The organism is Halorientalis sp., assembly GCF_028275115.1.
Taxonomy (GTDB): domain Archaea; phylum Halobacteriota; class Halobacteria; order Halobacteriales; family Haloarculaceae; genus Halorientalis.
This window is the reverse complement of the sequence record NZ_JAQCNH010000027.1, coordinates 21,336-44,562: the sequence shown is the minus strand read 5'-3', so window position 1 is coordinate 44,562 and position 23,227 is coordinate 21,336. Positions and strand designations below refer to the sequence as shown.

Here is a 23,227-nt window from a genome sequence, read left to right as displayed (position 1 = left end):
AGACGGCCGGAACTCACCAGGTTGAAGGGGTGATACCTCCAGCACTGAAGTATGGCGTCTATCGACCTGACGATTGGGTACGTAATCCACATGCTGTTCGCCGGCCTCTGGACCGGCGCTGTCTTGTTCATGACCTACGGCATCCTTCCGGTGGCCCGGCAGGGCAGTATCGACACCGACCCCTTCGCCGACATCACGAGCCGCCTGCTCACGCTCTCGCGGGCGAGTGCACTCGTTCTGTTCCTCACCGGCGGGCACCTCGCGGGCAACCTCTACACCGTCGGGAGCCTCACCGGTTCGACCCGGGGTTACCTCGTCATTGCGATGATCGTCCTCTGGCTGGCCCTGGCGGGTCTGGTCGAGGTCGGGACCAGCAAAATCAGCGACGGCCTGGCAGAGCGGAAGCTCCGCGAGCCTGCGAACAACGCCCGGCCGTTTTTTCTCGCCGGTTCCGTGTCTGCGCTCGGTCTGCTCGTGAACGCTGGTCTGTTGCTCGGTGGAGTGTAACCGAACGCGACTCCAGCCTGCTACAACCGTTCGTCGACGTGGTCCGCACACTTCAGCGACAGCGCCGCGATGGTCAGCGTCGGGTTCAGCGCGCCCGGCGTGACGAACACGCTACTCGACGCCACGGAGAGATTGGGCACGTCGTGGGTCCGTAGCTGTGGATTCACCACGCTCTCGGCGGGGTCGGTTCCCATCCGGGTGGTCCCCATGTGATGGTAGGCCGGACCGGTGTCCGCCGGACCGACAGTCCAGCCGATATCGACGCCCAGTTCTTCGAGGACTGCGCGTTGTATCTCGTTGGCCCGCCGGAGTGTCCGCTCGGTCCGTGCGTCGAGCGACCACGTGATGTCCGGGACGGGGTTGCCGTGGTCGTCGGTTCGTGACGCGTCGAGCGTGATCCGGTTTTCCTCTCGGGGCAACTGCCCGACTAGCCCGCCCATAGCGATGTTGGTACCGTAGGCGCCTCGCAGAGAGGAGAGCAGGTCGTCGCCGAACTCCTCGGCTCCGAGCGCCAGTTCCACGGGCGAGGGGCCGGCGTAGTTCAGAAACTCCAGTTTGATCGGCCCGAGGTCGGCGTCACTCCCGGGAATCCCGCCGTCGGTGCCCGCTGTGGCCCGGCCGGGGTCGTCGTAGAACTGGTGGCACTCGCTGGTGAGGAACCCGACGTGGTTCTGTCGAGTCGGCTCGTCCAGCAGGCCGCCCGCGCCACAGAAGAGGTGTTCGGTGAAGTACCGGCCGACGAGTCCGGAGCTGTTGGCCAGCCCGTCCGGTTGGTCCGCGGAGCGCGACATGAGCAGCAGTCTGGGCGTCTCGATACCGCCACAGGCGACGACGAACTCCCGCGCGGTCTGCCGGTGTGTCTCGCCGTCGGGCGTGGCGTAGCGGGCGGCGGCGACCCGTCCGGACTCGTCGGTGACGAGTTCCTGAACCGGTGCGCGGTCGACCACGCGAGCGCCCGCGTCCTCGGCTTTCCGGACGTGCACGTCGGCGCTGTACTTCGCACCGGAGGGGCAGACGGGCTGACAGGTCCCGTAGCCTACGCAGGCGCTCCGGTCGTCGTAGCGCTCGGAGTTGCGAGCGTTCGGGACCGAGTGCATGACGACGCCCAACCGTTGGCAGGCCTCGGCAAACAACGAGTCGCTGTAGGACGGCTCGAACGCCGGGAGTGGGTGGGGTTCGTCACGCGGCGGTGCGAAGGGGTTGTCCGAGGCTCCTGCGACGCCCAGTTCGGTCTCCGCCGTAGCGTAGTACGGTTTCAGGTCCTCGTAACCGAGTGGCCAGTCGGCGGCGACACCGTCCCGCGTTCGGCGCTCGAAGTCGGCCTCGTGGTTACGCATCACCATCCCCTGCCAGTGCAACGTCGACCCACCGACCCCCTTGACGCGCGCAGCGTTCAGCGGGTAGTTCCGGTCACCACTGCTCGTGTACGCGTCACGCTCGCCACCCATCTCCCACACCGAGGTGTCGGAGTGGGCCGGTCTGATGGCCCGCTCCATTCGGTCGCGGCGCGACTCGCGGTCGAATCGCGGCCCTGCGTCCAGCACGACGACCCCGTGGCCCCGCTCGGCGAGTCGATGTGCAGCGAGCGCGCCGGCCGGGCCCGCCCCGACAACGCACACGTCGACCCGTTCGCTCGGCCGTCGGTCCATCTTGACCGGGATTAGGTGAGCCTAAACTTATGGCTTCTGGTGTCGGCCGCCGGACGACGGAGCATCCGGCAACGAACGCGCAGTTCAGGGGATTCGGACGGTGTTCCGGAGAGTCCCGAGGCCCTCGACCGTCACCTCGACTTCGTCGCCGTCCGCCAGGGGGCCGACACCGGCAGGAGTGCCCGTCGAAATCACGTCGCCGGGTTCCAGTGTCATGTACGTCGTGATCTCCGCTATCAGTTCGGGGATGGAGAAGATGAACTGGTCGCGCGAGGACTGCTGTTCGAGGTTCCCGTTGACGCGGCACTCGATGGTCGCGTCTTCGGGAACGTGCTCCGGAGTCGCCACCAGCGGGCCGATGGGGGCAGCGTCGTCGAACGCTTTCCCGCGGACCCAGTTCTGCTCGACTTCCTGGTCGTCCCGGTTCGAGAGGTCGTTGAGACAGGTGAACCCGGACACACAGTCCATGGCCTCGCTGGTGCTGACGCCGGTACACCGCTCGCCGATTACGACCGCGAGTTCGGCCTCGTGGTCGATGCGGGCCTTGTTCGCCGGGAGCGCGACCGTTTTGTTGTGGCTGGTGACCGTATTCGGCGGCTTGAGAAAGAGCAGCGGTCGGTCCGGAACTTCTTTGTCCTGTTCGTCGGCGTGGTCGGCGTAGTTGAGACCGACGCAGACGATCTTGGTCGGTTCGCAGGGCGGAAGAATTTCGACCTCGTCCGGGGCGAATTTCTCGTCACCGAACGAGATGCGCCCGTACGGTCCGGCCGCGGCCGTCACGAACTCTTCTCCGTCCTCGACCGTCCAGCGACCCCCACGCACGTTGCCCGCAGAATCCCGGAAGCGCACGCGTTTCATGTCCCGCGACTCGCAGCGCCGCCTGATAAGCGTTTACAAGCGCTCATCTCCGGGACTGACCCGGCCGGCTCTGCGGTCTCCTGTACGCTTAAGTGGGTTTCGACCGAACAGGCTCCTGCAATGGAACTCACCTGGTACGGTCACGCGACTTGGAGCGTTTCGGTCGACGACACCGACATCCTGATCGACCCGTTCTTCGGCAACCCGAAGACCGACACGGACGCTGCCGACCTCGACCCGGACGTGGTGCTCGTGACACACGGTCACGACGACCACGTCGCGGACGTGGGCGAGTACACCGACGCCACCCTCGGCGGGACGCCCGAAGTCGTCGGCCACCTCTCGGGTGAACACGACTTCGCTGAGGACGACGTGGTTGGCTTCAACCTCGGTGGGACCGTCGAGTTCGGCGACGCGCACGTGACGATGCACCGCGCCGACCACACGAACGGCATGGGCGAAGGCTTCGTCTCCCCGAGCGGCGGTAACTGTGCCGGGTACATCATCAGCGACGCCGTGCCGACACAGGTGGCCGGCGAGGACGCGACGACGTTCTACCACGCCGGCGACACCGGCCTGATGACCGAGATGCGCGAGGTCATCGCCCCGTACCTCGAACCCGACGCCGCGGCGGTTCCGGTCGGCGACCACTTCACAATGGGACCGATGCAGGCCGCCGTCGCAACCGACTGGCTCGACGTAGACCACGTCTTCCCGATGCACTACGACACCTTCCCACCAATCGAAATCGACACCGATCGCTTCGTCGACGAAGTGGCAGCGACGGACAGTGACGCCGACGTTCACGTCCTCGATGGCGACGAGTCGGTCGACCTGGACGCGGTGTGACTGCGAGCAGTCCTCTCTCGTGCGCGTCGGCATGGCAACACCTCACTGTGATAAACGACCGTCCATAACCGGCGACACTATCAGTTGGGGTTGGGGAGTTATGATAGACGCTACTTCGGTCGGGGGGTGGGACCAGCGACCGAGGGGCACTGTGTTACAGGCTCTGGCCTGTCGGACGACGCACCATGGGTGGGGACCCAGTTGCCACGTGGGGGTGGCACCAACACGCATCGTCCGCCGCGAACTCCGTTTCTTCTCGACCGGATAACACGGCGACGCGGCCGTGACAACGCTGAAGCCGTTCGGTCGCCACAGTCCGAATATGGAACACTGGACCGATCGGATCGTCGGCGACCGGATGACGGTCGACCAGCAGTTCACCGACCGTGTCGAGTCGTCGCCGTTCTCCCGCCAGCAGTGGGGGCTGGTTATGACCGCAATCGAGTTCGAGATCGAGGATCCCGCTGACAACGAAGTCGCGCGGCTCGTCGCAGACACGTCCGCGCTCCCGTCTGTTATCCCCGAACTCGACTCGATGGACGAACACCCGATGGCCGGACCGGGTAGCTCCGCCGGGCCGGGTAACCGCGGCGGTGACGGCGGTGTCCTGAGCGGGATCAAAGACGCCCTCGGACTCGGCGGCGACGGAGGCGGCGACGACAGAGACGAGGAGCGTCTGGCGGCGGCCGAGCGACTCGCCGACGAGTACGCCGCCGACCTCCAAGCACATCTCGAGGAAACCGACAGGTGGAGTACAGTCAGGGCCGCGGCCGCCGAATCCGATCAGTAGCCTTCGTCGCTGCTTTCGAGGCGGCGTCGTCTCCTCGGCCTGGTAGTCGCCGGCGCAGTCGTCGATCAGTCTCCGCAGTCCGTTCGTCTCCCCGCCGAGACCGACGTCTGGCAGACACCGACTGTTCTCGGCCTGTTACGCTCCACGTCGCCGCCGAACCGGCACAGTTGAGTCTCGTGGCGCGGCTCCGCTTCCCGCCGGTGGTCGGCTGGACTACAGTGCGTCCAGCACCGCCTCGGTCACGTCGCCGGTCGTCCCGTTGCCGCCCAGGTCCGGCGTTTGCGGGCCGTCCGCCAGAACGGTCGTAACCGCGTCCCGGACGCGCGCTGCCTCGTCCTCGAACTCCAGATGGTCGAGCAGCATCGCCGCACTCAGGAGCGTCGCCGTCGGGTTCGCGACTCCCTCACCCGCGATGTCCGGCGCCGAGCCGTGGACCGGTTCGAACAGCGCGTTGTCCGGCCCGACGTTCGCGCTCGGGAGCAGCCCGAGACCGCCGACGAGACCGGCCGCGAGGTCAGAGAGCATGTCCCCAGCGAGGTTCGGACAGATGACGACCCCGTACTCCTCCGGGTGCAGTATCAGGTGCATCGCCAGGGCGTCCATCAGCGCCTCGTCGTACTCGTACTCCTCTTCAGACGCGACCGCCTCACAGGCCGACAGGAACCGGCCGTCGGTCTTCCGCATGACGTTCGCCTTGTGAGCGACCGTCACGTCGGAGAAGCCGTTCTCCTCGGCGTACTCGAAGCCGTACTCCGCGATCCGTCGCGATGCCGACCCGGTTATCACCCGTGTGAGCGTGGTTACGTCGTCGGTCAGGTCGTCCTCGATGCCGGCGTAGACCCCTTCGGTGTTCTCCCGGACGAACACGATATCCGTCTCGGGCTTGACCGCGTCCACGCCCGGGTACGCACGGGCCGGACGGACGTTGGCGAACGAGCCGACCGCCTCACGGAGCGGGAGAATCACGTCGGCAGCGGTCTCGCCCGCCGCGCCGAACAGCGTCGCGTCGGCCTCTGCCGCGAGGTCGTACGTCTCCTGTGGGAGCGCGTCGCCACGCTCTTGTTGTACGTAGTCGCCCGCCTCGCCTTCGACGAACTCGAGGCCCAGTTCGAGGGCTTCGAGGACTTCGACGGCTGCCGGCACGACTTCGCCGCCGATTCCATCCCCGGGGATGACTGCAATCCGATGTGTCATTACCCACTCAGGCGTGTGCCCGGGCGAATAGGCTTGCGGTTTCCCGAAACGACGACGGGACCATAGCCGTTGCTACGCCGTCACGTTCCGGTTCGGAGCGGGTGGCGTCCCGGTGAGTCGCCTCAGACGTAGGGCAGACTCTCGGCCGCCTCCGAGATCGACTGCTGGTTGGACTTCATCAGCGCCGTCGTGTCCCAGATACCGTCGACCAGTGCCTTCCGCTGACCCTCGTCGACGGTCACGTCGACCGTCTTCCCGTCGTACGTGACCGTCTGGCCGGCCACGTCGATGTCGATCTCGGCATCGGGGTTCGCGTCGGCGAAGTCCTGCAACTCCTCGACGGTCTCCTGGTCGGCCGTCACGGTCGGCATACCCAGCGCCAGGCAGTTGCCAGCGAAAATCTCGGCGAAGGACTCGCCGATGAACGCGTCGATCCCCCAGCGCATTAGTGCCTGTGGCGCGTGTTCCCGGGAGGAGCCACACCCGAAGTTCGCATTGGTGATCATCACGTTCGCGTCCTGAAACCGGTCCTCGTTCATCGGGTGTTCTTTCTCGTTGTCGTCCTCGTCGAAACGCAGGTCGAAAAAGGAGAACTCCCCGAGACCGTCGAACGTGACGACCTTCATGAACCGCGCCGGGATGATCTGGTCCGTGTCGATGTCGTTTCCGCGGATCGGGATACCGGAGCCCGACGCCTTCTTTACCTCCGGAATCTCGACCTCGTTCTCGCGGCTCATACCGACACCACCTCCTCCAGTTTCCGAACGTCTGTGACCTCGCCGTTGACCGCCGCCGCGGCGACCATCTGTGGATTCATCAGGACCGTCCGGCCGTCCTTCGACCCCTGCCGGCCGATGAAGTTTCGATTCGAGGAGGAGGCACACGCCTCGTCACCCTCCAGTTGGTCCTCGTTCATCCCCAGACACATCGAACAGCCTGCGTTGCGCCAGTCGAAGCCCGCGTCCTCGAAGATGTCACGAAGGCCCGCTGCCTCGGCCGTTTTCTGCACGCGCTGACTGCCGGGCACGACGAACGCCCGCACGTCGTCGGGGACCTGACGGCCCTCAACGATCTTCGCTGCGCGGCGCAGGTCGGGCAGTCGGGCGTTCGTACACGAGCCCAGGAAAGCCACGTCGATATCGTACCCTTCCATCGTGTCGCCGGGTTCGACGCGCATGTGTTCCTGTGCGCGCCGAGCGGTATCCTGTTTTTCCGGTGATAGCTCTTCCGGAGCCGGGATCGGGTCCGTGATGCCAACGCCTTGACCGGGTGTGGTGCCCCAGGTGACGACGGGTTCGAGTTCGTCGGCGTCGATGTGGACCACGTCGTCGTACTCGGCGTCCTCGTCGCTGCGGATGGAGTCCCAGTACGGCTTCAGTTCCCCGAACGTCTCCGATTGGTCCTGGAAGTAATCGGTCTGCTCCAGCCACTCGTAGGTGGTCGCGTCGGGGTTGACGTAGCCCGCGCGAGCGCCGCCCTCGATGGACATGTTACAGATGGACATCCGACCTTCCATGCCCAGGTCCTCGATGGCCTCGCCGGCGTACTCGTAGACGTAGCCGACGCCACCCTCGGTGCCGAGGCGACGAATGATCTCCAGGATGATGTCCTTGGCCTCGACGCCCTCGCCGAGTTGGCCGTCGACCTGAATCTTCCGGACCTTCTGTTTCTCCATCGCGATGGTCTGGGTCGCCAACACGTCCCGAATCTGGCTGGTGCCGATTCCGAACGCCAGCGCGCCGAACGCACCGTGAGTGGAGGTGTGGCTGTCGCCACAGACGATGGTCTTGCCGGGCTGGGTCAGCCCCTGCTCCGGACCGATGACGTGGACGATGCCCTGCTCACCGGTCTCGGGCGAGAGGAACTCGATTCCCGCGTCACGGACGTTTTCCTCCAGTTCCGACATCATCTCCTCGGCCGCGTCGTCGTTGTACGGCCGGGACTGGTCGGCCGTCGGGACGATGTGGTCAACGGTCGCCAGCGTCAGGTCAGGTCGGGCGACGTCCAGGTCGCGTTCCTGGAGCATCCCGAAAGCCTGCGGGCTCGTGACCTCGTGGATGAGGTGCAGGCCCACGAACAGCTGATCCTGCCCGTTGGGCAACGTCGTAACTTTGTGCCTGTCCCAGACCTTGTCGTACAGAGTTGCTTCGCTCATGCGAAATCACCTCGTGATTGAGCATGAGGTCGATAGTCACAGCCCGCGAAGCGCAGCGAGCAGGAATGTCTATCGGAACTCATACTCTCTCGTCTCGTTCTTCGGTGCCACGCTCGAAGGCACGTTCCGCGCCCTCGCCGTCTGGCGGTGTGTGGTCAACGTCGCGCATCCGCTGTCGGTCGGTCTCGTCTGTCATTCCTGTTCCGCTCCCCAGGCGAAGAGGTCGCGCAGGCGTTCGCCGACCTCCTCGATCTGGTGGTCCTGTTCGGCCTGTCGGTACTGCTTGTAGGCCGGCCGGTGGGCCTGATTCTCCGAAATCCACTCGCGGGCGAACTCGCCGTTCTGGACGCTCTCGAGAATCTCTTCCATCCCCTCGCGGTCGATAACCGCCTCGCCACGGGTCAGCCCGCCGTACTCGGCGGTGTCGGAGACGGAGTTCCACATCTCCATGTTGCCGCCCTCGTACATCAGATCGACGATCAACTTCATCTCGTTCAGACACTCGAAGTAGGCCATCTCCGGGGAGTAGCCCGCGTCGACCAGCGTCTCGAACCCGGCCTTCACGAGGTCGGTCACGCCGCCACAGAGGACGGCCTGCTCGCCGAACAGGTCAGTTTCGGTCTCCTCTCGGAAGGTGGTCTCGATTGTGCCAGCGCGCGTACAGCCGATAGCCTTCGCGTAGGCCAGTGCTTCGTCCTTGGCCTCGCCAGTGGCGTCCTGATAGACGGCCAGCAGTCCGGGCGTCCCCTCGTCTTTCGTGTAGTTGCGGCGAACGAGGTGGCCGGGCGATTTGGGGGCGATCATCGTCACGTCCACGTCCGCCGGCGGTTCGATCTGGCCGTAGTGGATGTTGAACCCGTGGGCGAACTGGAGGGTGTCGCCGGCGTCGAGTTCGTCGCGGATCTGCTCGTAGACCGTGGGCTGTACGGTGTCGGGAACGAGCAGGGTCACAATGTCACTTCGGGACGCGGCGTCGACCGGCGTCGTAACCGCCAGCCCTTCGTCTTCGGCGGCCTCGCGCGACGCGGAACTCTTCTGGAGACCGACGACCACGTCCACGCCGCTGTCCTGCAGGTTCAGCGCGTGGGCGTGGCCCTGACTACCGTAGCCCAGCACGGCCACGGTCTTGTCCTCGATGTTCGACACGTCTGCGTCCTCGTCGTAGTAGATTTCATTGGTAAACTCGTCAGTCATCGTCTGCTGGCACCTCCGTGTCTGCTGTCACGTTCGTGTCGTGCTCGACCGCCGCAGTCTGCTGTTCGCCACGGGAGAGCGACGCGTAGCCGGTCCGGACGATCTCGCGAATGCCGAACTGCTCGTACGCGTCGATGGCGTCGTCGACCTGCTGCTCGTTCCCGGTGATCTCGACGGTGATCGTCCGGGGGCCCGCGTCCAGCGTTTCGCCGCCGTACATCTCCGTAATGGCGTGGACTTTGTCAGGTTCCTCGCCGTTGACTTTCACGATCACCAGCTCGCGCTGGACCGAATCCTGAGCCAGCTCACGCACCGAGACGACGGGAACCAGTTTCCGCAGCTGCTTTTTTGCCTGCTGAATTCCGGGTCGCGTTTCCTCGATGACGATAGTCATGCGCGCCCGACGCTCGTTGACGATCGTCCCGACAGTGAGACTCTCGATGTTGAACTGCCGACGGCTGAACAGGCCGGAGACCTCCGCCAGCACGCCCGGCTGGTGTTCGACCAGCGCCGACAGCACCGCACGGCGCGGTTCGTGTTTCGCTTCGGCTTCGGGGTCGATACGAATACCGTCCTCGTTACGCCGGCCCTCGGGGCGCATCCGTTCGCCTGGGCCCGGCCCTGGTAGTTTCCCTGTCATCGTTAGATTTCGTCCAGATCGGCTTCCGAGAGTGCGAACAGACTGTTGTCACCGCCGCTCGGCACCATCGGGTACACGTTCTCTTCGGGGTCGATGATGGCGTCGACGACCGCCGGCCCGTCGTATGTTAGCGCAGCCTCGATGACGTCGTCGACCTCGTCGTAGTCCTCCAGCCGGAAGCCCCGTGCGCCGTAGGCCTCCGCGAGTTTGTCGAACTCCGGCACCCACGGGTACTCCGAGGCCATCCGGCGGCCCTCGTAGAAGCCGTCCTGCCACTGCCGGACCATCCCGACCGCCTCGTTGTTCAGAATAACGATGGTGATGTCGAGGTTCTCCCGCACCGCCACGGACAGTTCCTGACTCGTCATCAGGAAGGAACCGTCGCCCTCGAAGGCGATGACCTCCTTGTCGGGGGCGGCGAGTTTCGCGCCGATAGCCGCGGGGAAGCCGTAGCCCATCGTCCCCAGGCCGTGAGAGGTGACCCACGTCCGAGGTTCCGTCCAGGTCCAGTACTGCCAGGCCCACATCTGGTGCTGGCCGACACCGGCCGTGACGATTGTGTCGTCGGGCATGGTCTCGTCGAACTGCTCGACGATGTACTGGGGTTTGAGCGGCCGGTCCTCGGGCATCTCGTAGTCCAGCGGGTACTCGTCTTTCCAGGTCTGGCACTGCTCGCGCCACAGGTCGGCTTCCGGCGAGTCCGTCATCGCGTTGCCCAACTGGTCGACGACCGCTTTGGCGTCGCCCAGCAGCGGGTAGTCGGCCTCGACGTTCTTGCTGACCTCGGCCGGGTCGATGTCGACGTGGACGATGTCCGCATCCGGCGCGAACGTCTCCACGTCGCCGGTCAGCCGGTCGTCGAAGCGCGTTCCGACTGCGAGCATGCAGTCGGTCAGCGTGATCGCCATGTTCGCGTAGCCGGTGCCGTGCATGCCAGCGATACCCATCGACAGCTCGTGGGTCTGGTCGAAGGCGCCGGTACCTGGCATCGTCGCCAGCACCGGAATCTCGTGTTCCTTCGCGAACGCCCGCAACTCGTCGCTGGCGTTGGCCTTGATGACGCCACCGCCAGCCAGGATGACCGGCTTCTCCGCAGCCGAAATCACGTCGGCCGCCTCGTCGACGGCGTCTTCATCGGCTTTCTCCGGCGGGTTGTACGTGTCCGGCGTCTCCGGCCTGCCCGGTTCCACGTCGGTCTCGGGCTGGGTCACGTCCTTGGGCAGGTCGACCAGCGTCGGCCCTTGGCGACCCTCGTCGGCCAGCGCGAAGGCCGTGGCCACGTCGTCGCCCACCTCGTCGGCGTGGGACGCAAAGCGGTTGTACTTGGTTATCGGCTGTGTGACGCCGATGGTGTCGGTCTCCTGGAAGGCGTCGTTACCGACCAGGTCCGTCGGCACCTGTCCCGTCAGCGCGATCAGCGGGTCAGAGTCCATGCTGGCGTCCGCGATGCCGGTGACCAGGTTGGTCGCACCCGGCCCCGAGGTTGCCATGCAGACGCCGGGGTCGCCCGTGACGATTCCGTAGGCGTCGGCGGCGTGGACCGCCCCCTGCTCGTGAGCCATCGTCACGTGCGTCATATCCGACTCGCTGTACAGCGCGTCGTAGACGGGCATGATCGCTCCGCCCTGCACGCCAAACAGATGGTCAACATCGGCGTTTTTCAGCGCCGCGACGACCGCGTCTGCCCCCGTCTCGACCGGTTCGACGTGGCTCTCGCTCTCCGGTTCGTCGGGTTGTCTGTCCGTTGCCTCCGTCTCGACTTCGTCCGTGTGTGGTGTCTGTGCGCTATCGCTCATGTCGATTCCTCCATCGTGGTGTGAGTGGTCGTGTGCATCTGTCGCCTCCCGGCCGCTACCGACTGTGCTGCAGAATTCGGGGTGAAAGCATGTGTAGGGGCTATACGGCCCCTACGATACCCGCGAGAATAACGAGCGCACTGCTGGGCGCCAGGACGCTTCCGGGTCCAGCTCGCGCGGTCATCGTGTGCTGAGTAGGTCTGCCCAATAATATAATTCTTCCGAGTCGTGACGTTCTTCACCGGTTGCTGATGGGCGCGAACACCCCGAGAGGAGTCCATTTTAGACCCGAACCTCCTCCTCGGAGACACCGACCTCGCGAGCGAACTTCTCCAGTACGTCCATCGTGACCCGCTTTTTTTCGGCGCCGTAGTCCTTGACTCGACGGGTGACCTCACGCACCTCCTCCTCCGTGGGGTCGAACCCGGCATCGACCAACCGCTCCCGGACGGAGTGCTGGCCGGTGTGTTTCCCGAGGACGAGCTCGCGCTCGGCCCCGACCATCTCCGGCGTCATCACGCCTGGCTCGAACGTGTCCGAGTTCTCGATGACGCCCGCGGCGTGGATGCCACTCTCGTGAGAGAAGGCATTCTCGCCGACGACCGGCTTGTTCGCCGGAACCGGGATCGACGACCGGTCCTCGACGAGCCGCGACAGCTCGGTGATGCGGGTCGTGTCGATGTGGGTCTCCACGTCGTAGAGACTCTCAAGGGCCATCACGACCTCTTCGTAGGCCGCGTTGCCCGCCCGCTCACCGATGCCGTTGACCGACACCTGCGACTGGCTCGCGCCAGCTTCGAAGCCGGACAGGGCGTTCGCCGCTGCCAGCCCGAAGTCGTCGTGTGTGTGAACGTCCACGCGCGCGTCAATCGCATCGACGACCTTCTCGACCATGTCGTAGAACCGCCGGGGTGTGGCCACGCCGCAGGTGTCCGGAATGTTCACCCAGTCGGCGCCGGCCGCATCGGCAGCTTGGACGACCTCGATCAGGAAGGACTCGTCGGTCCGCGTGGCGTCCATCGGCGAGAACATACACTCGACGCCGGCCTCCGTGACACGCTCGACGCTCTCGACGGCGGCTTGTTTGGCCTCCGCTTGAGTGGCGTGCATGGAGTCTTGCAACTGGACGTCGCTGGTGGACACGAACACGTGCACCAGGTCGACGCCACTGTCGAGTGCAGCCTCGATATCCTTGTCGACCACGCGCGCGAGTCCACAGACTTCACTGTTCTGTGCGGACTCGGCGATGTCGCGTACGGCCTCGAACTCCGCGTCCGAGTTGACGGGGAACCCTGCCTCGATGACGTGGGTGCCCATGTCGTCCAGCACGGCCGCTAGCTCGCGTTTGTCGTCGTACGAGAACGACGTGCGTGGCGACTGTTCACCGTCGCGCAGCGTGGTGTCGAAAATGCGTGCTTCTGTTATCTCAGAAGTGGAATCCAGTGTGCCCTGGAAGAACTCGATCCGCCGGGGATTCCGACGTGCCCTCTGTATCGTTGGACATTGTAGCAATTCATGCAACCCACGTATGATATATAAAACTGTCCGTGCGACATGGCGTGTGCGTTTAATTGTCATATATCCGACGGGGAACTGCCATGGCCGACCCTCAGCAGGATTTTTTATATTCCGGGCCACAGGTCGGATTATGTCCCTGCAATCGCGGCCTATCGCCCTCCTCCGGCGGTACTCCCTGGCGCTAGAACTCGCCGGTACGGCCACCGGGCTCCTCCTCGTCTGGTATTTCACCGACATCTCGGCCGGCGGCCTCGGCGGTGCAGCGATCGGAATCACCGCGGCGACGGTCTGGCCCCACGTCCGGCGGCGCTACGGGATCAATCGGGGCTGGGGCAAGCTCCCGCTCGGACTCGCACTGATCGGGCTGGGCGCGTACGCCCTCGCGTTCACCGGTGGCAACGACGCTCTCAAAGTGGCGTTCCTGGTCGTCGGCGCGTGGTTGGCACTCGACGGCGTCTACGACCTGCAGTCCGGTGCTGGCCGGACCGACCCGGGTGCACCCGACGCCATGGACCGGTTCGGTGACGCGTCCATCGTCGGCCAGTCCCTCGACGAACGGCCGAAATCCGTCCCGGAACTGGACGAATCGCTCGACCTCTCCCGGTCGCGGATCGAGGACGCACTCGACACCCTGCTGAATCTGGACGTAATCGAACGCGACGGGGAGCGCTACACGTCGCGGCTGGACGACCGGAGCCTCACCGACACACTCCGGACCGAACGGCGGCGGGCGCGTGAGCGGATCGACGGCCTCCCCCAGCGCATCCTTCGACCGTTCCGGCTATTCACCTGAACGGCGTCCCGTCAGACGTTGCGAGGGGTTTTTGCCGGGCCAGTGCGAGAGAGCCGGTATGAGCGATTTCGACCTCGACCTGCAGGCGGTCGAAGACCAGATGGACGGGGACGAGCGCGAAGGGGGTCGAATCGTGCTCGGGATTCTCGACGGCTCGACGCCCGACGAGGAGTGGGTCGCGGCGGTTGACGGCGGTGCCGTGCTCGTGCTGGACGTCGAGGGCGACGTGAACCAACTCGCGTCGGGGTTCGCCCGGGAAATCACGGAGAGGGGCGGCGAGTTGATGCGCTTTCGGAACTTCCTGCTTGTGACACCACCGGGCGTCGTCATCGACACCGGGCGGCTGTAAGTGTAGGTGCCGTCTATCTTCGCGCGCACGTCCAGCGATGACCAGCACAATCGTGAGTCATATATCGACGAGAATACGATAACGCCTGCATGTGCGACCCGATCGATCCCGCGTTCTACCACTTCTGGTTCTGGGGGCTTGTGGGTTTGCTGGGGTTAGCGTCGATTTATTTGACATCTACGAGGCGCTCTTCGGCGGCCCGGGATGGCTCAACCAACTGGATGTCCTTGCGGTTTTATGTAATTACCACAAACTGTTTACCTGAAAACGTCGTTGTATTTTACAATGACACGTACTCTCAACCGGGCCGAGACGGGCGACGAGGCGCTCGGTCACTTCACCGATGTCTGTAAACTCATCTGTGATCCGAGCAGAGAGTTCCGTGAGAAACTCGGGCTACTGTTCTCGACGGAGTCCGAAACGCTGGGGCTCTCGTACGGGTTCCTGACCCGGACCGAACCAGCTACGGATACGCAGACCATCGAAGTCGCACACGGTAGTCACGACCTCTTACAGTCCGGAAACACGGCACCGCTGTCGGAGTCGTACTGTCGCCACACGCTCAACGCCACCGACGGCTGCTTCCACGTCGCCGATGCACAGGCGGAGGGGTTCGACGACGACCCCGCCCACGATCGGTTCGGAATCGAGAGCTACGTCGGGTCGGTCGTCGAGTTCGGTGGACAGACGTACGGAACGTTCTGCTTTGCCGCACCGGAACCGCTGGAGCGGCCACTCTCGGAGGTGGAGTTGGACTTCGTTGACCTCCTGGCGAGTTGGGCGAGCCGCGAACTGAGTGTCGAGGCCACGCTCGAACGGCACCGGCAGCGGTCCGAACGTATCGAGGAACTGGCCACGCTCGTCTCTCACGACCTCCGGAACCCACTCCAGACCGCGCAGGGCCACCTCGAACACCTCCAGAACACAGTCCGAGACTCGCTCGAACACATCGACACCGCACACCGGCGGATGAACGATATCAGCGGCGACCTCCTGACGCTGGCGACCATCGACGAACCGGTCGAGGACCACACCCCGGTCGACATCGAGTCGTGTGTACGCGCTACCTGGAAACTGGTCGACACTGCCGACGCCACCCTGGAAACCGATCTGGACGGGACCGTACTGGCCGACGAAGGCCGACTCCGGCGCCTGCTCGAAAACCTGTTCCGGAACGCCGTCGAGCACGGCGGCTCCGACACGGCCGTCGACGTCGGCGCGACTGCAGACGGATTCTACGTGGCCGACGACGGGCCGGGCATCCCGGAGTCAGAACACCAGTCGGTCCTCGAACCGGGATACACCAGCAAAAGTGGAAACACTGGACTCGGTCTAGTAATTGTGCGTCGCATCGCGTCGGCCCACGGCTGGAAGATAGCTGTCGGCGAGACCGAAACCGGCGGTGCCAAAATCAGTTTCAGCGGCGTTCAGGGCTCGTTGACGGAACCGAGCGGGTAGAACGACTGTGCGCGGTCGAGATACTTTGCTTCCAGCGCGAGCCAGTGCAGGTCCGTGAGCACACGCCGTCCTGACTCCGTCCAGTAATAATGGCGACAGGCCCGCCTGACCGGGTACGGCCGAGCCGACAGCGGTCAACACTGATAGCCAACGGGTTAGACGTCGTTGCCAGTTCACGGTTCTTTTTCAGCCCCGACCTCATAGAGCCGTTACATGCCGATGAAAGGCTCGGGGCCGGCGACGGAGTACCGTGAGATCGACCGCCGCGAACACGGCGTCGGCTGGGTGGCCTACCCGAACGAACGAATGCAGCGGGCCAGCCACGCCTTCGAGGTCGGCGGCGACGTGTACGTCGTCGACCCAGTGGACGTGGACGGACTCGACGAGTTGCTCACGGACCTAGGCGAGGTCGCAGGCGTCCTGACCCTACTAGACCGGCACAAACGCGACTCAGCGGATGTCGCCACCCGTCACGACGTCCCCGTTTACGTTCCCAACTGGATGTCAGGTGTCGCCAGCGAACTCGACGCGCCGGTCGAACGCGTCCACGTCGAACTCGACGACACCGGTGTAGGCGTTCACAAACTCGTCGACAACCGGCTCTGGCAGGAGGCCGTCGTCTCGGTCGAGGAACACGACGAGCTGATCGTCCCCGAATCCGTCGGGACGGCGAGTTACTTCCTGTCGTCGTCGGAGCGGCTGGGTGTCCACCCGGCGCTGCGGCTCACGCCCCCGACCAAACTCAAGCGGTTCTCACCCGAGACGATTCTGGTCGGCCACGGGGCCGGTGTCCACGAGGACGCCGCCGAGGCGCTCGACGACGCTGTCTCTAGGTCTCGCTCTCGGACGCCTGCACTCTACGCGAAAATCGGCAAAGAGTTCGTCTTCGGGTAACACTCGCGCTCGACGCGCCGGCCGCGAACGATTCAATCAGGCAGCACAGCTCATGTAATCGCGAGCTCCGGGTCGCCGAGATACGAGTTTTCCCACTCGCGGCGCTTCGAGAGAGCTTCGGCCCCGATGTCGGTCAACTCGTACGAGTTGGTCCGGCGGTCTATCTGTCCCTTCTCGACGTAGCCGTGCTCAACCAGGTCGTCGAGGTTCGGATAGAGCCGTCCGTGGTTGACCTCACCTTCGTAGTAATCCTCCAGTTCGGCCTTGATTGCCAACCCATAAGCCTCGTCGAGTCCGGCCAGAGCGTACAGCACGTCGCGCTGGAACGCAGTTAGGTTGTCCATCGTTGTCGTATGTTACAGTTTGACAGGCAAAAGCGTGTCGACAATGAAACAGCTGTTTTCGGTCGGTCCGCGGTGTGTTCCGCCTCCCGAGGGGAGTCGTCGTCTCTGGATTCACGGGGCCGACGGGGCGATGCAATTAAACAGCCGTACCACGAACAACTGCTGTGGTTTACATTACGCGGGGGCTAGCTGAAACGTTGCTCAGACTCGGGGATGACCGGGATCCGGAGTCGGTCACGATTCGCCTCTCGGTGATGCCCGCGAGCGAACTCGACGACACCGACCTGCCCCCAGAAACGCCGGTGTTCACGCATTTCTACATGCCGGAGGCCGGCGGTTCGGTCGGGGCGGTGTTCGGCATCGACCTCGGAACGCCTGCAGGACAGACCCAGGGACTGTTCGTCTCACACCCCGTTGGGGAGCTCTCGGTGTCAGAGCGGGACGACCTCGCCGAAGTCGTCTTCGTCGCAGTCCCACCCTGGGACGACGGGTCGCTGGCGGCGTTCGACCGGAGCGGCCGCCGGAAAGACCTGGAGATTGTCGACGCCGAGCCGCCCGAAGAACGTGTCGTTTAGTCCAGATAACCCAGATTCTGAAGCTGTTCGGTTATCTCCTGAAACTCGGACTCGGTGAGTTCCCCACGTTTCTCGTGCTGGATGACGATACTGCGAAGCAAAAACCGTACCAGGTCGCTCGTACTCGAGAAACTGGTTCCCTCGATGGTCTCATCGACACGGTCCGCCAGGTCCTGTGGAATCGAGACGGTCGTGTAGTCTGTCATGTGGAGTTGCACGTCGACCGGCCGGATATGGATTGTGTTGTTGCCAGGTGACATACCGCCCCCCGAGCCCGCGCTCAAGCCATTCGCGCGGACACCGCGTGACATACTGCCCCCCGAGCCCGCGCTCAAGCCATTCGCGCGGACGCCGACCGAGGTGTCAACGAAGCTGACAACCAGGGCGCGAGGGATAGAGTTTTCGGGGCTGGAACAGAAAGAAGTGTAACGATGGGAGTTCGGCCACCACAACAGGACGACGACGAACCGGATGCCATCGAGTTCGGCATCGCGGCGCTGGACGCTTGGCTCACGGACGCGGGGGTGGCGTTCCCGGCGGACAAAGAGAGCATCGTCACCGCGCTCGGCGACCGGAAGATTCCGTACAACGCGACCGGGAACAAAGTCACCATCTCGGACGCCATCGACCGCTCCAACAAGGAGCACTTCGAGACGGAGCAGGAACTGCTGAATGCGCTTCATCCCGTGTTCGAGGAGATGCGAGAATCGGCCTCTTCGAGCGTACTGATGCAGTTGCGTGCGCTCGTTCCATTTTAATCGCGTTCGCTGGCCGAGGCAATCTCGTCAGCCTCCGAGTCACCGTCCACTCCGGCCGCTTCGTTCGCCGGCGTCCCGCCACCGGGACTACCCTGTCCTCTGTCGGCTCGTTCGCCGCCCAGTTGCTCGGCGAGTTCCTCGAGCCGGCGAGTTTGCTCGCGATTCAGCGCGACGATCATATCCGAGAGGACGCCGAAAATCAGGAGCTGGACGCCGACGAGAATCGAGAACACGCTGACGATAGCGATGACCTCGTGTGACGTTCGAGGTGGAACAAACCAGTCGTAGGCGACGTATCCGCCGAGAACGAAACCGACGAGAGAACTCACTGCGCCGACGCTCCCGAAATAAAACAGCGGGTTGTTCGTCTTGGCCATCTGGTAGAGCGTGAGGACAATCGTCGCGCCGTCCCGGAGCGGGTGGAGGTTCGTCTCCGACTCGTCCGGTCGCGCCTCGTACCGGATAGGGACCACGTCCGTCCGAACCCCGTGTTTGACGCACTCGACGGCCATCTCGGTCTCGATGCCAAAGCCCGTCTCCGACAGGGAGAGTCGCTCGGCGGAGTCGCGGGTGAACGCGCGGTAGCCACTCAGGATGTCTTCGAGGTTCCGACCGTGAATCCAGCGGAACGCACGGTTGATGATTCGATTGCCGGTGCGGTTGAGTCGGGACATCGCACCCGGCTCCATGTCCGCAAACCGGTTCCCGATGACGTGTTCGGCGCGTCCCGAGAACAGCGGTTCGAGCATCGCCTCGGCGTCTTCGACTCGGTACGTGGCGTCACCGTCGAGCATCAGGATGTACGGCGCGTCGACCTGCTGGAACGCCTCCTGAACCGCCTGCCCCTTCCCGCTCCCCGATTGGACGGTCACCCGAGCGCCGTGTTCTCGGGCGACGTCGCGGGTGCCGTCGGTGGAGTCGCCGTCGACGACCAGTACGTTCTCGAAGCCGTGCTCGAAGAACGACTCGACGACGGTGCCGATAGTCTCGGCCTCGTTGAGCGTCGGCACCAGGACGCAGACCGCCGAGCGGTCGACCATGGTCGGCTTATCGTTACGGCGCGCGCAAAAAGGTACGGTTCCCGGTCACGAAGCCACCCCGGGACGGCGCAACACTCACTCCTCGTCCCGATGGTCGCTCATGTGTTCCCACATCTCGGTACACCCGCATCCGTCGCTCACGTCGTCCAAATGCTCGTCCGCGTCCTGATGTGCCCGGTCGTCTGACATGGTTACTCGTTCTGTGAGTAACTGTTTTGTCGACGAGTTGTAAGTACCTTTCGGCGAGTTTACAAGGCCGGCCGGCAACAGACCGACACATGACCGACGAAGCGGTCGGCCTGCTGGACCGGCTCGGCCTGACCGAGTACGAGGCGACGGCGCTGCGGGAGTTGCTGACACTGGGACGGACGACGGCCCCGAACCTGGCACAGGCGACGGGCATCCCAAAGGCTAGAATCTACGGGGTTCTGGACTCGCTTTCTGATCGAGGCTTCATCAAGATCATTCCCGGTCGGCCCAAGGAGTACCAGCCCAAATCGCCCGAGCAGATTCTCGACCGGGCCGAGGAGAACCGGCGCCAGGAGTTCGAGGGGTTCGTCCAAGCACTCGAAAACGTGCGAGCGGAGTTCCTCGCGGAGTTTCAGCCCCGTTTCGAGCGCGCCAGCGAGGACATCACGCCCACCGAGGAACTGTTCCACGTCGTCGACGTGGGCCAGCCCAGCGAACGCGAGACTCGACAGCTCTACCACGAAGCAACCGCCCAGGTTCGGATCATCACCAAGAGCTTCGAGTATTTCGACTCGGTCAGGCCGGCCTTCGAGAACGCCATCGAACGGGGTATTGACGTGGACGCGCTCTTTCTCCACCCCGACCTGCTCGAGGCGGAGAACCGCCCGGTACAGGCAGACATCGTCGAGCAGCTCCGGACCGAGTACCCCGCCGTCGACCTCCGGTTCAGCAGCGAACAGCTCCCCTGGCGCGGCACAGTCGTCGACCCGAGCATGGACTACGAAGCCGGCCGCGCGATTATCCTCGTCGAGGAGAAAGACGTGCCCCTCCACATGCGCCAGGCCGCACTGACCGACAACGGATCGTTCGTCGCCGGCCTCCAGCGGTACTTCGAGCTCGTCTGGGAACACGAGAGCGTCGCGGACTATCCGGGCTGACCGGTGTGGACCGCGGGATATATTAACGGCCCATGCACGTCTCGGGACATGCGCGTCCTCTACCTCACAGAAGAGGCCATCTCGTTCACCGACGCGATGGTCCGAGGGGGCGCCATCCACGTCCGGAACGTCGTCATCGGCCTCCGTGACCGAGGCCACGAGGTGATCCTGCTGGACTGGAACGACACACCGGAGCGCCCGTTCCAGGCCTCGGTCGCTCCCCGAACCAGGTTCGTCGACGGGCCACTCAGAACCGTCAGCCAGGCGGTCCGGCTCGGCGGACGACGGACCGTCGACGTGGTCGTCTCGAAAACACGGAAGACGTATCTCCCGGGGCTGTTCGCGGCCCGACGACTCGGCGTCCCCCACATTGTCCACGTCGGGTCGAGTCTTGACCCACCGGTCGAAGGCCTGCTCGAACGGGTCAACCTGGCGTCGTTTTCTGCGCGGCTACGGGTTCCACACGACGGCTACTTCGTCGTCTGTGATCACATCGGCGCACAACTCATAGAGCGTGGCGTCGCCGCGGACCGCATCTTCGACGTGCGAAACGCCGTCGACGTGGACCGATTTCACCCGGAAACGGTCCCGACGCCGCTCGCCGACCGGTTCCGTGACCGCCTCGCCGAGTCCGAGACCTGCGGCGCACTCCGACTCGGCTACGTCGGTGGGCTCCAGTCGTACAAGGGCCTCGGCGACCTGGCGGCGGCGTTGGACCGGACAGAACGGGACTGGCACCTCCTGGTAGCCGGCGACGGGCCGGAGCGTGACCGGCTGGAAGGACGATTCGGCCAGCAGGCGACGTTTCTCGGCTCCGTCCCGTACGAGCAGATACCCGCGCTGTACCACGAGTTCGATGCCTTCGTTCTCCCCTCGCACACCGAGGGGCTGCCCCGTGTCGTCCTCGAGGCGCAGGCGACAGCCACGCCAGTCGTTGCGACCCGGGTCGGAGGTGTCCCCGAGGTGATAGCGGACGGTGAGACGGGGTTGCTCTGTGGAGCGCATCGGCCTGCGGACCTGGCCGCGCAGCTGGACTCCCTCGCGAGCGATGGAGACCGACGCCACCGCCTCGGCCAGCAGGGCCGGCGGGCCGTCGAGACGGAGTTCTCCTGGTCGGCACTGTACGAGCGGTACGAGCGGTACCTGCGTCGGGTGATCGAATGACCGACATCGATCAGGCCATCCGGGACGTAGTCAAGGGTGCCAGCGTCGTCACCGTCGGGTTGTTTCTGGAGTTACTGATCGCGTTCGTGGCACAGGTCATCGCGGCTCGGATTCTCGACGTCGGCAGCTTCGGCGGCATCGTCATCGGGACGGCCATCGTCGACGTCGGTGCTATCGTCGCCGGCCTCGGACTGGCGTCGGGCCTGACCCGGTATCTGCCGCGTGTCGAGGACGGCGAGAAACGCTCACTCGCGTTGTTCTCCGTCGCCGTGACGCTGCTCACCTCGACAGTACTGGGGGCCGTCGTCGCGCTCAATGCCTCGGCCATCGCCACGGAGGTATTCGGGGACCCAGGCGTCGCAGTCACCGTCCGGATCTTCGGGGCGGCGATCCCGTTTGCGACAGTCCTGAACGTGACTGTCGGCGGTATCCGCGGTCAGGAGCGGTCCACGTACTGGGTCGTCGTAAAAAACATCGTCCACCCGCTCGCCCGGATCACCCTCGTCGTCGGTGTGGCAGCGTACACGCTCGACCGGGCGGGCCTCACCGAGGCACAGCGACAAGCGGGGTTCGCGTGGGCGTATGCTATCCCGTACGTCGTCAGCGCTATCGTCGGGCTCGCCCTCCTCTACCGGGCGTTACCCCGAGACGGACTGGCCGTCGACACCGGGCGTCTGGCGGAGGTCACTCGTTACTCGCTACCGTTCACCGTCACGGGAGTGTCGAGTTTCGTCTACCGGAGCATCGACATCTTCCTGATCGCGTTCTTTTTAGGCCAGTTCGCCAACGGAATCTACGGCGTCGCTTACGCTGCAGTGAGTTTCATGGGAATGTTCTCGACGGCGTTCAATTTCTTGGGGGCGCCCATCGCGAGCCGACTGGAGAGCGACGGGAACGCACGGGATGCCATGGAGATGTTTCGGGCGGTCGTCCGATGGCTGATCGTCGTCAGCGTCTGCGCGCTCGTTCCGCTCGGGGTGTTCGCCACGGAGTTCATCACCATCATCTACAGGGCTAAGTACGCCAGCGGTGGAACGGTACTCGCGGTGCTGGCCGTGGGGTTCGCGTTGAAAAACGTACTCAGCGTTCACAACCCCATTCTCGAATCGGTTGGTCGGGCGAAACTCCTCTCGTTCAATAGCGCTCTCGCGGCCGTCGCGAACCTCGCGTTGAATTGGGTCCTCATCCCCCGGTACGGTATCCTGGGAGCCGCCGTGGCCACGAGCGCATCTTTCTTCCTCAGAGACGGTCTGGCCGCGGCACAGGTGTACCTGGCACTGGGTGAGACGCCCCTCTCGTGGCGCGGCGTTCGACCAGCGATACTGGCAGTGCCGTTTCTGTGGCTCGTGTCGACGGTCGTCGCTCCGGCGACCCCCGGGACGCTTCTGTGGCTGGTCGGGGTAACCGGCCTCACGTCGGTCGTCTACCTGATCGCGGTCCTGCTCGTGTTCGGACTCACTGAGACTGACGTGATGGTCGTCCGCTCGGCCGAAGAGCAGTACGGACTCCCGCTGGGACGATTCGACGCGGTTATCCGTTGGCTGGCGAACTGAGACCCGCGTGAACCGCGGTGGA

At 64.5% G+C, this 23,227-nt stretch carries 25 protein-coding genes; 12 read left to right on the top strand and 13 right to left on the bottom strand.

Annotated features, from left to right (window positions below; translation table 11 throughout):
* Positions 1 to 51 precede the first annotated feature (51 nt).
* Positions 52 to 507: a transporter gene (locus Q0964_RS04230; RefSeq protein WP_299263809.1), complete on the top strand. Its 456-nt coding sequence runs from the start codon at positions 52 to 54 to the stop codon at positions 505 to 507.
* 20 nt (positions 508 to 527) lie between these two features.
* Here the strand turns inward: Q0964_RS04230 and Q0964_RS04225 are convergent, their stop codons facing one another.
* Both Q0964_RS04225 and Q0964_RS04220 read right to left on the bottom strand, forming a co-directional pair.
* A complete protein-coding gene (locus tag Q0964_RS04225) occupies positions 528 to 2,156 on the bottom strand; it encodes a GMC family oxidoreductase (RefSeq protein WP_299263808.1) in 1,629 nt (542 codons plus the stop codon).
* Between the two features lie 84 nt (positions 2,157 to 2,240).
* Positions 2,241 to 3,014, bottom strand: a complete 774-nt coding sequence (locus Q0964_RS04220) for a fumarylacetoacetate hydrolase family protein (protein WP_299263802.1) — start codon at positions 3,012 to 3,014, stop codon at positions 2,241 to 2,243.
* 120 nt (positions 3,015 to 3,134) lie between these two features.
* Here Q0964_RS04220 and Q0964_RS04215 point away from each other — a divergent pair, with 120 nt between their 5' ends.
* Both Q0964_RS04215 and Q0964_RS04210 read left to right on the top strand, forming a co-directional pair.
* Positions 3,135 to 3,863: a metal-dependent hydrolase gene (locus Q0964_RS04215; RefSeq protein WP_299263799.1), complete on the top strand. Its 729-nt coding sequence runs from the start codon at positions 3,135 to 3,137 to the stop codon at positions 3,861 to 3,863.
* Positions 3,864 to 4,185: 322 nt separating this feature from the next.
* On the top strand, positions 4,186 to 4,653 hold the full coding sequence (locus Q0964_RS04210; RefSeq protein ID WP_299263797.1) for a DUF5799 family protein: 468 nt from the start codon (positions 4,186 to 4,188) through the stop codon (positions 4,651 to 4,653).
* Between the two features lie 213 nt (positions 4,654 to 4,866).
* Here Q0964_RS04210 and Q0964_RS04205 read toward each other — a convergent pair whose 3' ends face one another.
* From Q0964_RS04205 to Q0964_RS04175, 8 genes are all read right to left on the bottom strand, one after another.
* A complete protein-coding gene (locus Q0964_RS04205) occupies positions 4,867 to 5,847 on the bottom strand; it encodes an isocitrate/isopropylmalate dehydrogenase family protein (RefSeq protein WP_299263794.1) in 981 nt (326 codons plus the stop codon).
* A 122-nt stretch (positions 5,848 to 5,969) separates the two neighbouring features.
* Positions 5,970 to 6,584: a 3-isopropylmalate dehydratase small subunit gene (gene leuD, locus Q0964_RS04200; RefSeq protein WP_299263792.1), complete on the bottom strand. Its 615-nt coding sequence runs from the start codon at positions 6,582 to 6,584 to the stop codon at positions 5,970 to 5,972.
* Positions 6,581 to 8,002 (bottom strand): 3-isopropylmalate dehydratase large subunit, encoded by a 1,422-nt coding sequence (gene leuC / locus Q0964_RS04195; protein ID WP_299263790.1) that lies wholly within the window; start codon positions 8,000 to 8,002, stop codon positions 6,581 to 6,583. Before leuC ends, leuD begins: the two co-directional genes overlap by 4 nt.
* 79 nt (positions 8,003 to 8,081) lie before the next feature.
* Positions 8,082 to 8,198, bottom strand: a complete 117-nt coding sequence (locus Q0964_RS18605; protein ID WP_475405419.1) for a DUF7989 family protein — start codon at positions 8,196 to 8,198, stop codon at positions 8,082 to 8,084.
* Positions 8,195 to 9,196, bottom strand: a complete 1,002-nt coding sequence (gene ilvC / locus Q0964_RS04190) for a ketol-acid reductoisomerase (protein WP_299263787.1) — start codon at positions 9,194 to 9,196, stop codon at positions 8,195 to 8,197. The genes Q0964_RS18605 and ilvC overlap by 4 nt, the downstream gene beginning before the upstream one ends.
* A complete protein-coding gene (gene ilvN, locus Q0964_RS04185) occupies positions 9,189 to 9,836 on the bottom strand; it encodes an acetolactate synthase small subunit (RefSeq protein ID WP_299263784.1) in 648 nt (215 codons plus the stop codon). Before ilvN ends, ilvC begins: the two co-directional genes overlap by 8 nt.
* Positions 9,837 to 9,838: 2 nt before the next feature.
* Positions 9,839 to 11,632, bottom strand: a complete 1,794-nt coding sequence (gene ilvB / locus Q0964_RS04180) for a biosynthetic-type acetolactate synthase large subunit (RefSeq protein ID WP_299263782.1) — start codon at positions 11,630 to 11,632, stop codon at positions 9,839 to 9,841.
* 282 nt (positions 11,633 to 11,914) lie between these two features.
* The gene (locus tag Q0964_RS04175; RefSeq protein WP_299263779.1) at positions 11,915 to 13,144 is read right to left on the bottom strand and encodes a LeuA family protein; all 1,230 of its coding nucleotides are present in this window, start codon (positions 13,142 to 13,144) and stop codon (positions 11,915 to 11,917) included.
* Between the two features lie 136 nt (positions 13,145 to 13,280).
* Here Q0964_RS04175 and Q0964_RS04170 point away from each other — a divergent pair, with 136 nt between their 5' ends.
* The 4 genes from Q0964_RS04170 to Q0964_RS04155 all read left to right on the top strand — a co-directional run bounded on the left by Q0964_RS04170 (position 13,281) and on the right by Q0964_RS04155 (position 16,644).
* Entirely contained in the window at positions 13,281 to 13,943 is a 663-nt protein-coding gene (locus Q0964_RS04170) for a hypothetical protein (RefSeq protein ID WP_299263776.1), read from the top strand.
* Positions 13,944 to 14,001: 58 nt separating this feature from the next.
* Positions 14,002 to 14,292, top strand: coding sequence for a DUF5779 family protein (locus Q0964_RS04165; protein WP_299263774.1), 291 nt, complete (start codon positions 14,002 to 14,004; stop codon positions 14,290 to 14,292).
* 285 nt (positions 14,293 to 14,577) lie between these two features.
* Complete coding sequence (locus Q0964_RS04160; protein ID WP_299263771.1) at positions 14,578 to 15,750, top strand: sensor histidine kinase; 1,173 nt, start codon at positions 14,578 to 14,580, stop codon at positions 15,748 to 15,750.
* A 213-nt stretch (positions 15,751 to 15,963) separates the two neighbouring features.
* On the top strand, positions 15,964 to 16,644 hold the full coding sequence (locus Q0964_RS04155) for a hypothetical protein (RefSeq protein ID WP_299263768.1): 681 nt from the start codon (positions 15,964 to 15,966) through the stop codon (positions 16,642 to 16,644).
* 50 nt (positions 16,645 to 16,694) lie between these two features.
* On the opposite strand, the gene Q0964_RS04150 is transcribed toward Q0964_RS04155, so the two are convergent.
* Complete coding sequence (locus Q0964_RS04150) at positions 16,695 to 16,988, bottom strand: PadR family transcriptional regulator (protein ID WP_299263765.1); 294 nt, start codon at positions 16,986 to 16,988, stop codon at positions 16,695 to 16,697.
* 164 nt (positions 16,989 to 17,152) lie between these two features.
* On the opposite strand from Q0964_RS04150, the gene Q0964_RS04145 reads away from it, so the two are divergent.
* Positions 17,153 to 17,563 carry a JAB/MPN domain protein-containing protein gene (locus Q0964_RS04145; RefSeq protein WP_299263763.1) on the top strand — a complete coding sequence of 137 codons (411 nt, stop codon included), beginning with the start codon at positions 17,153 to 17,155 and terminating at the stop codon, positions 17,561 to 17,563.
* Here Q0964_RS04145 and Q0964_RS04140 read toward each other — a convergent pair.
* Entirely contained in the window at positions 17,560 to 17,769 is a 210-nt protein-coding gene (locus Q0964_RS04140; protein ID WP_299263762.1) for a ribbon-helix-helix domain-containing protein, read from the bottom strand. The genes Q0964_RS04145 and Q0964_RS04140 overlap by 4 nt on opposite strands.
* 225 nt (positions 17,770 to 17,994) lie before the next feature.
* On the opposite strand from Q0964_RS04140, the gene Q0964_RS04135 reads away from it, so the two are divergent.
* Entirely contained in the window at positions 17,995 to 18,321 is a 327-nt protein-coding gene (locus tag Q0964_RS04135) for a DUF5789 family protein (protein ID WP_299263760.1), read from the top strand.
* Here Q0964_RS04135 and aglJ read toward each other — a convergent pair.
* Positions 18,318 to 19,361: an S-layer glycoprotein N-glycosyltransferase AglJ gene (gene aglJ, locus Q0964_RS04130; protein WP_299263758.1), complete on the bottom strand. Its 1,044-nt coding sequence runs from the start codon at positions 19,359 to 19,361 to the stop codon at positions 18,318 to 18,320. The genes Q0964_RS04135 and aglJ overlap by 4 nt on opposite strands.
* Before the next feature lie 278 nt (positions 19,362 to 19,639).
* Here aglJ and Q0964_RS04125 point away from each other — a divergent pair, with 278 nt between their 5' ends.
* Genes Q0964_RS04125 through Q0964_RS04115 form a run of 3 tightly spaced genes read left to right on the top strand, consistent with a single transcriptional unit; the run spans position 19,640 to position 23,205 of the window.
* A complete protein-coding gene (locus Q0964_RS04125) occupies positions 19,640 to 20,488 on the top strand; it encodes a TrmB family transcriptional regulator (protein ID WP_299263756.1) in 849 nt (282 codons plus the stop codon).
* A gap of 48 nt (positions 20,489 to 20,536) precedes the next feature.
* A complete protein-coding gene (locus tag Q0964_RS04120) occupies positions 20,537 to 21,652 on the top strand; it encodes a glycosyltransferase family 4 protein (RefSeq protein WP_299263754.1) in 1,116 nt (371 codons plus the stop codon).
* Positions 21,649 to 23,205 (top strand): flippase, encoded by a 1,557-nt coding sequence (locus Q0964_RS04115; RefSeq protein ID WP_299263752.1) that lies wholly within the window; start codon positions 21,649 to 21,651, stop codon positions 23,203 to 23,205. The genes Q0964_RS04120 and Q0964_RS04115 overlap by 4 nt, the downstream gene beginning before the upstream one ends.
* Positions 23,206 to 23,227 lie beyond the last annotated feature (22 nt).

Excerpts from the sequence above, each read along its gene's own strand:
- aglJ (WP_299263758.1), bottom strand. The coding sequence starts at position 19,361 with ATGGTCGACCGCTCGGCGGTCTGCGTCCTGGTGCCGACGCTCAACGAG.
- Q0964_RS04220 (WP_299263802.1), bottom strand. The coding sequence starts at position 3,014 with ATGAAACGCGTGCGCTTCCGGGATTCTGCGGGCAACGTGCGTGGGGGT.
- ilvN (WP_299263784.1), bottom strand. The coding sequence starts at position 9,836 with ATGACAGGGAAACTACCAGGGCCGGGCCCAGGCGAACGGATGCGCCCC.
- Q0964_RS04135 (WP_299263760.1), top strand. The coding sequence starts at position 17,995 with ATGGGAGTTCGGCCACCACAACAGGACGACGACGAACCGGATGCCATC.
- Q0964_RS04215 (WP_299263799.1), top strand. The coding sequence starts at position 3,135 with ATGGAACTCACCTGGTACGGTCACGCGACTTGGAGCGTTTCGGTCGAC.
- Q0964_RS04210 (WP_299263797.1), top strand. The coding sequence starts at position 4,186 with ATGGAACACTGGACCGATCGGATCGTCGGCGACCGGATGACGGTCGAC.
- Q0964_RS04150 (WP_299263765.1), bottom strand. The coding sequence starts at position 16,988 with ATGGACAACCTAACTGCGTTCCAGCGCGACGTGCTGTACGCTCTGGCC.
- Q0964_RS04140 (WP_299263762.1), bottom strand. The coding sequence starts at position 17,769 with ATGACAGACTACACGACCGTCTCGATTCCACAGGACCTGGCGGACCGT.
- Q0964_RS04125 (WP_299263756.1), top strand. The coding sequence starts at position 19,640 with ATGACCGACGAAGCGGTCGGCCTGCTGGACCGGCTCGGCCTGACCGAG.
- Q0964_RS04225 (WP_299263808.1), bottom strand. The coding sequence starts at position 2,156 with ATGGACCGACGGCCGAGCGAACGGGTCGACGTGTGCGTTGTCGGGGCG.
- Q0964_RS04160 (WP_299263771.1), top strand. The coding sequence starts at position 14,578 with ATGACACGTACTCTCAACCGGGCCGAGACGGGCGACGAGGCGCTCGGT.
- Q0964_RS04170 (WP_299263776.1), top strand. The coding sequence starts at position 13,281 with ATGTCCCTGCAATCGCGGCCTATCGCCCTCCTCCGGCGGTACTCCCTG.
- ilvB (WP_299263782.1), bottom strand. The coding sequence starts at position 11,632 with ATGAGCGATAGCGCACAGACACCACACACGGACGAAGTCGAGACGGAG.
- Q0964_RS04115 (WP_299263752.1), top strand. The coding sequence starts at position 21,649 with ATGACCGACATCGATCAGGCCATCCGGGACGTAGTCAAGGGTGCCAGC.
- leuD (WP_299263792.1), bottom strand. The coding sequence starts at position 6,584 with ATGAGCCGCGAGAACGAGGTCGAGATTCCGGAGGTAAAGAAGGCGTCG.
- Q0964_RS04165 (WP_299263774.1), top strand. The coding sequence starts at position 14,002 with ATGAGCGATTTCGACCTCGACCTGCAGGCGGTCGAAGACCAGATGGAC.
- Q0964_RS04205 (WP_299263794.1), bottom strand. The coding sequence starts at position 5,847 with ATGACACATCGGATTGCAGTCATCCCCGGGGATGGAATCGGCGGCGAA.
- ilvC (WP_299263787.1), bottom strand. The coding sequence starts at position 9,196 with ATGACTGACGAGTTTACCAATGAAATCTACTACGACGAGGACGCAGAC.
- Q0964_RS04155 (WP_299263768.1), top strand. The coding sequence starts at position 15,964 with ATGCCGATGAAAGGCTCGGGGCCGGCGACGGAGTACCGTGAGATCGAC.
- Q0964_RS18605 (WP_475405419.1), bottom strand. The coding sequence starts at position 8,198 with ATGACAGACGAGACCGACCGACAGCGGATGCGCGACGTTGACCACACA.
- Q0964_RS04120 (WP_299263754.1), top strand. The coding sequence starts at position 20,537 with ATGCGCGTCCTCTACCTCACAGAAGAGGCCATCTCGTTCACCGACGCG.
- Q0964_RS04230 (WP_299263809.1), top strand. The coding sequence starts at position 52 with ATGGCGTCTATCGACCTGACGATTGGGTACGTAATCCACATGCTGTTC.
- leuC (WP_299263790.1), bottom strand. The coding sequence starts at position 8,002 with ATGAGCGAAGCAACTCTGTACGACAAGGTCTGGGACAGGCACAAAGTT.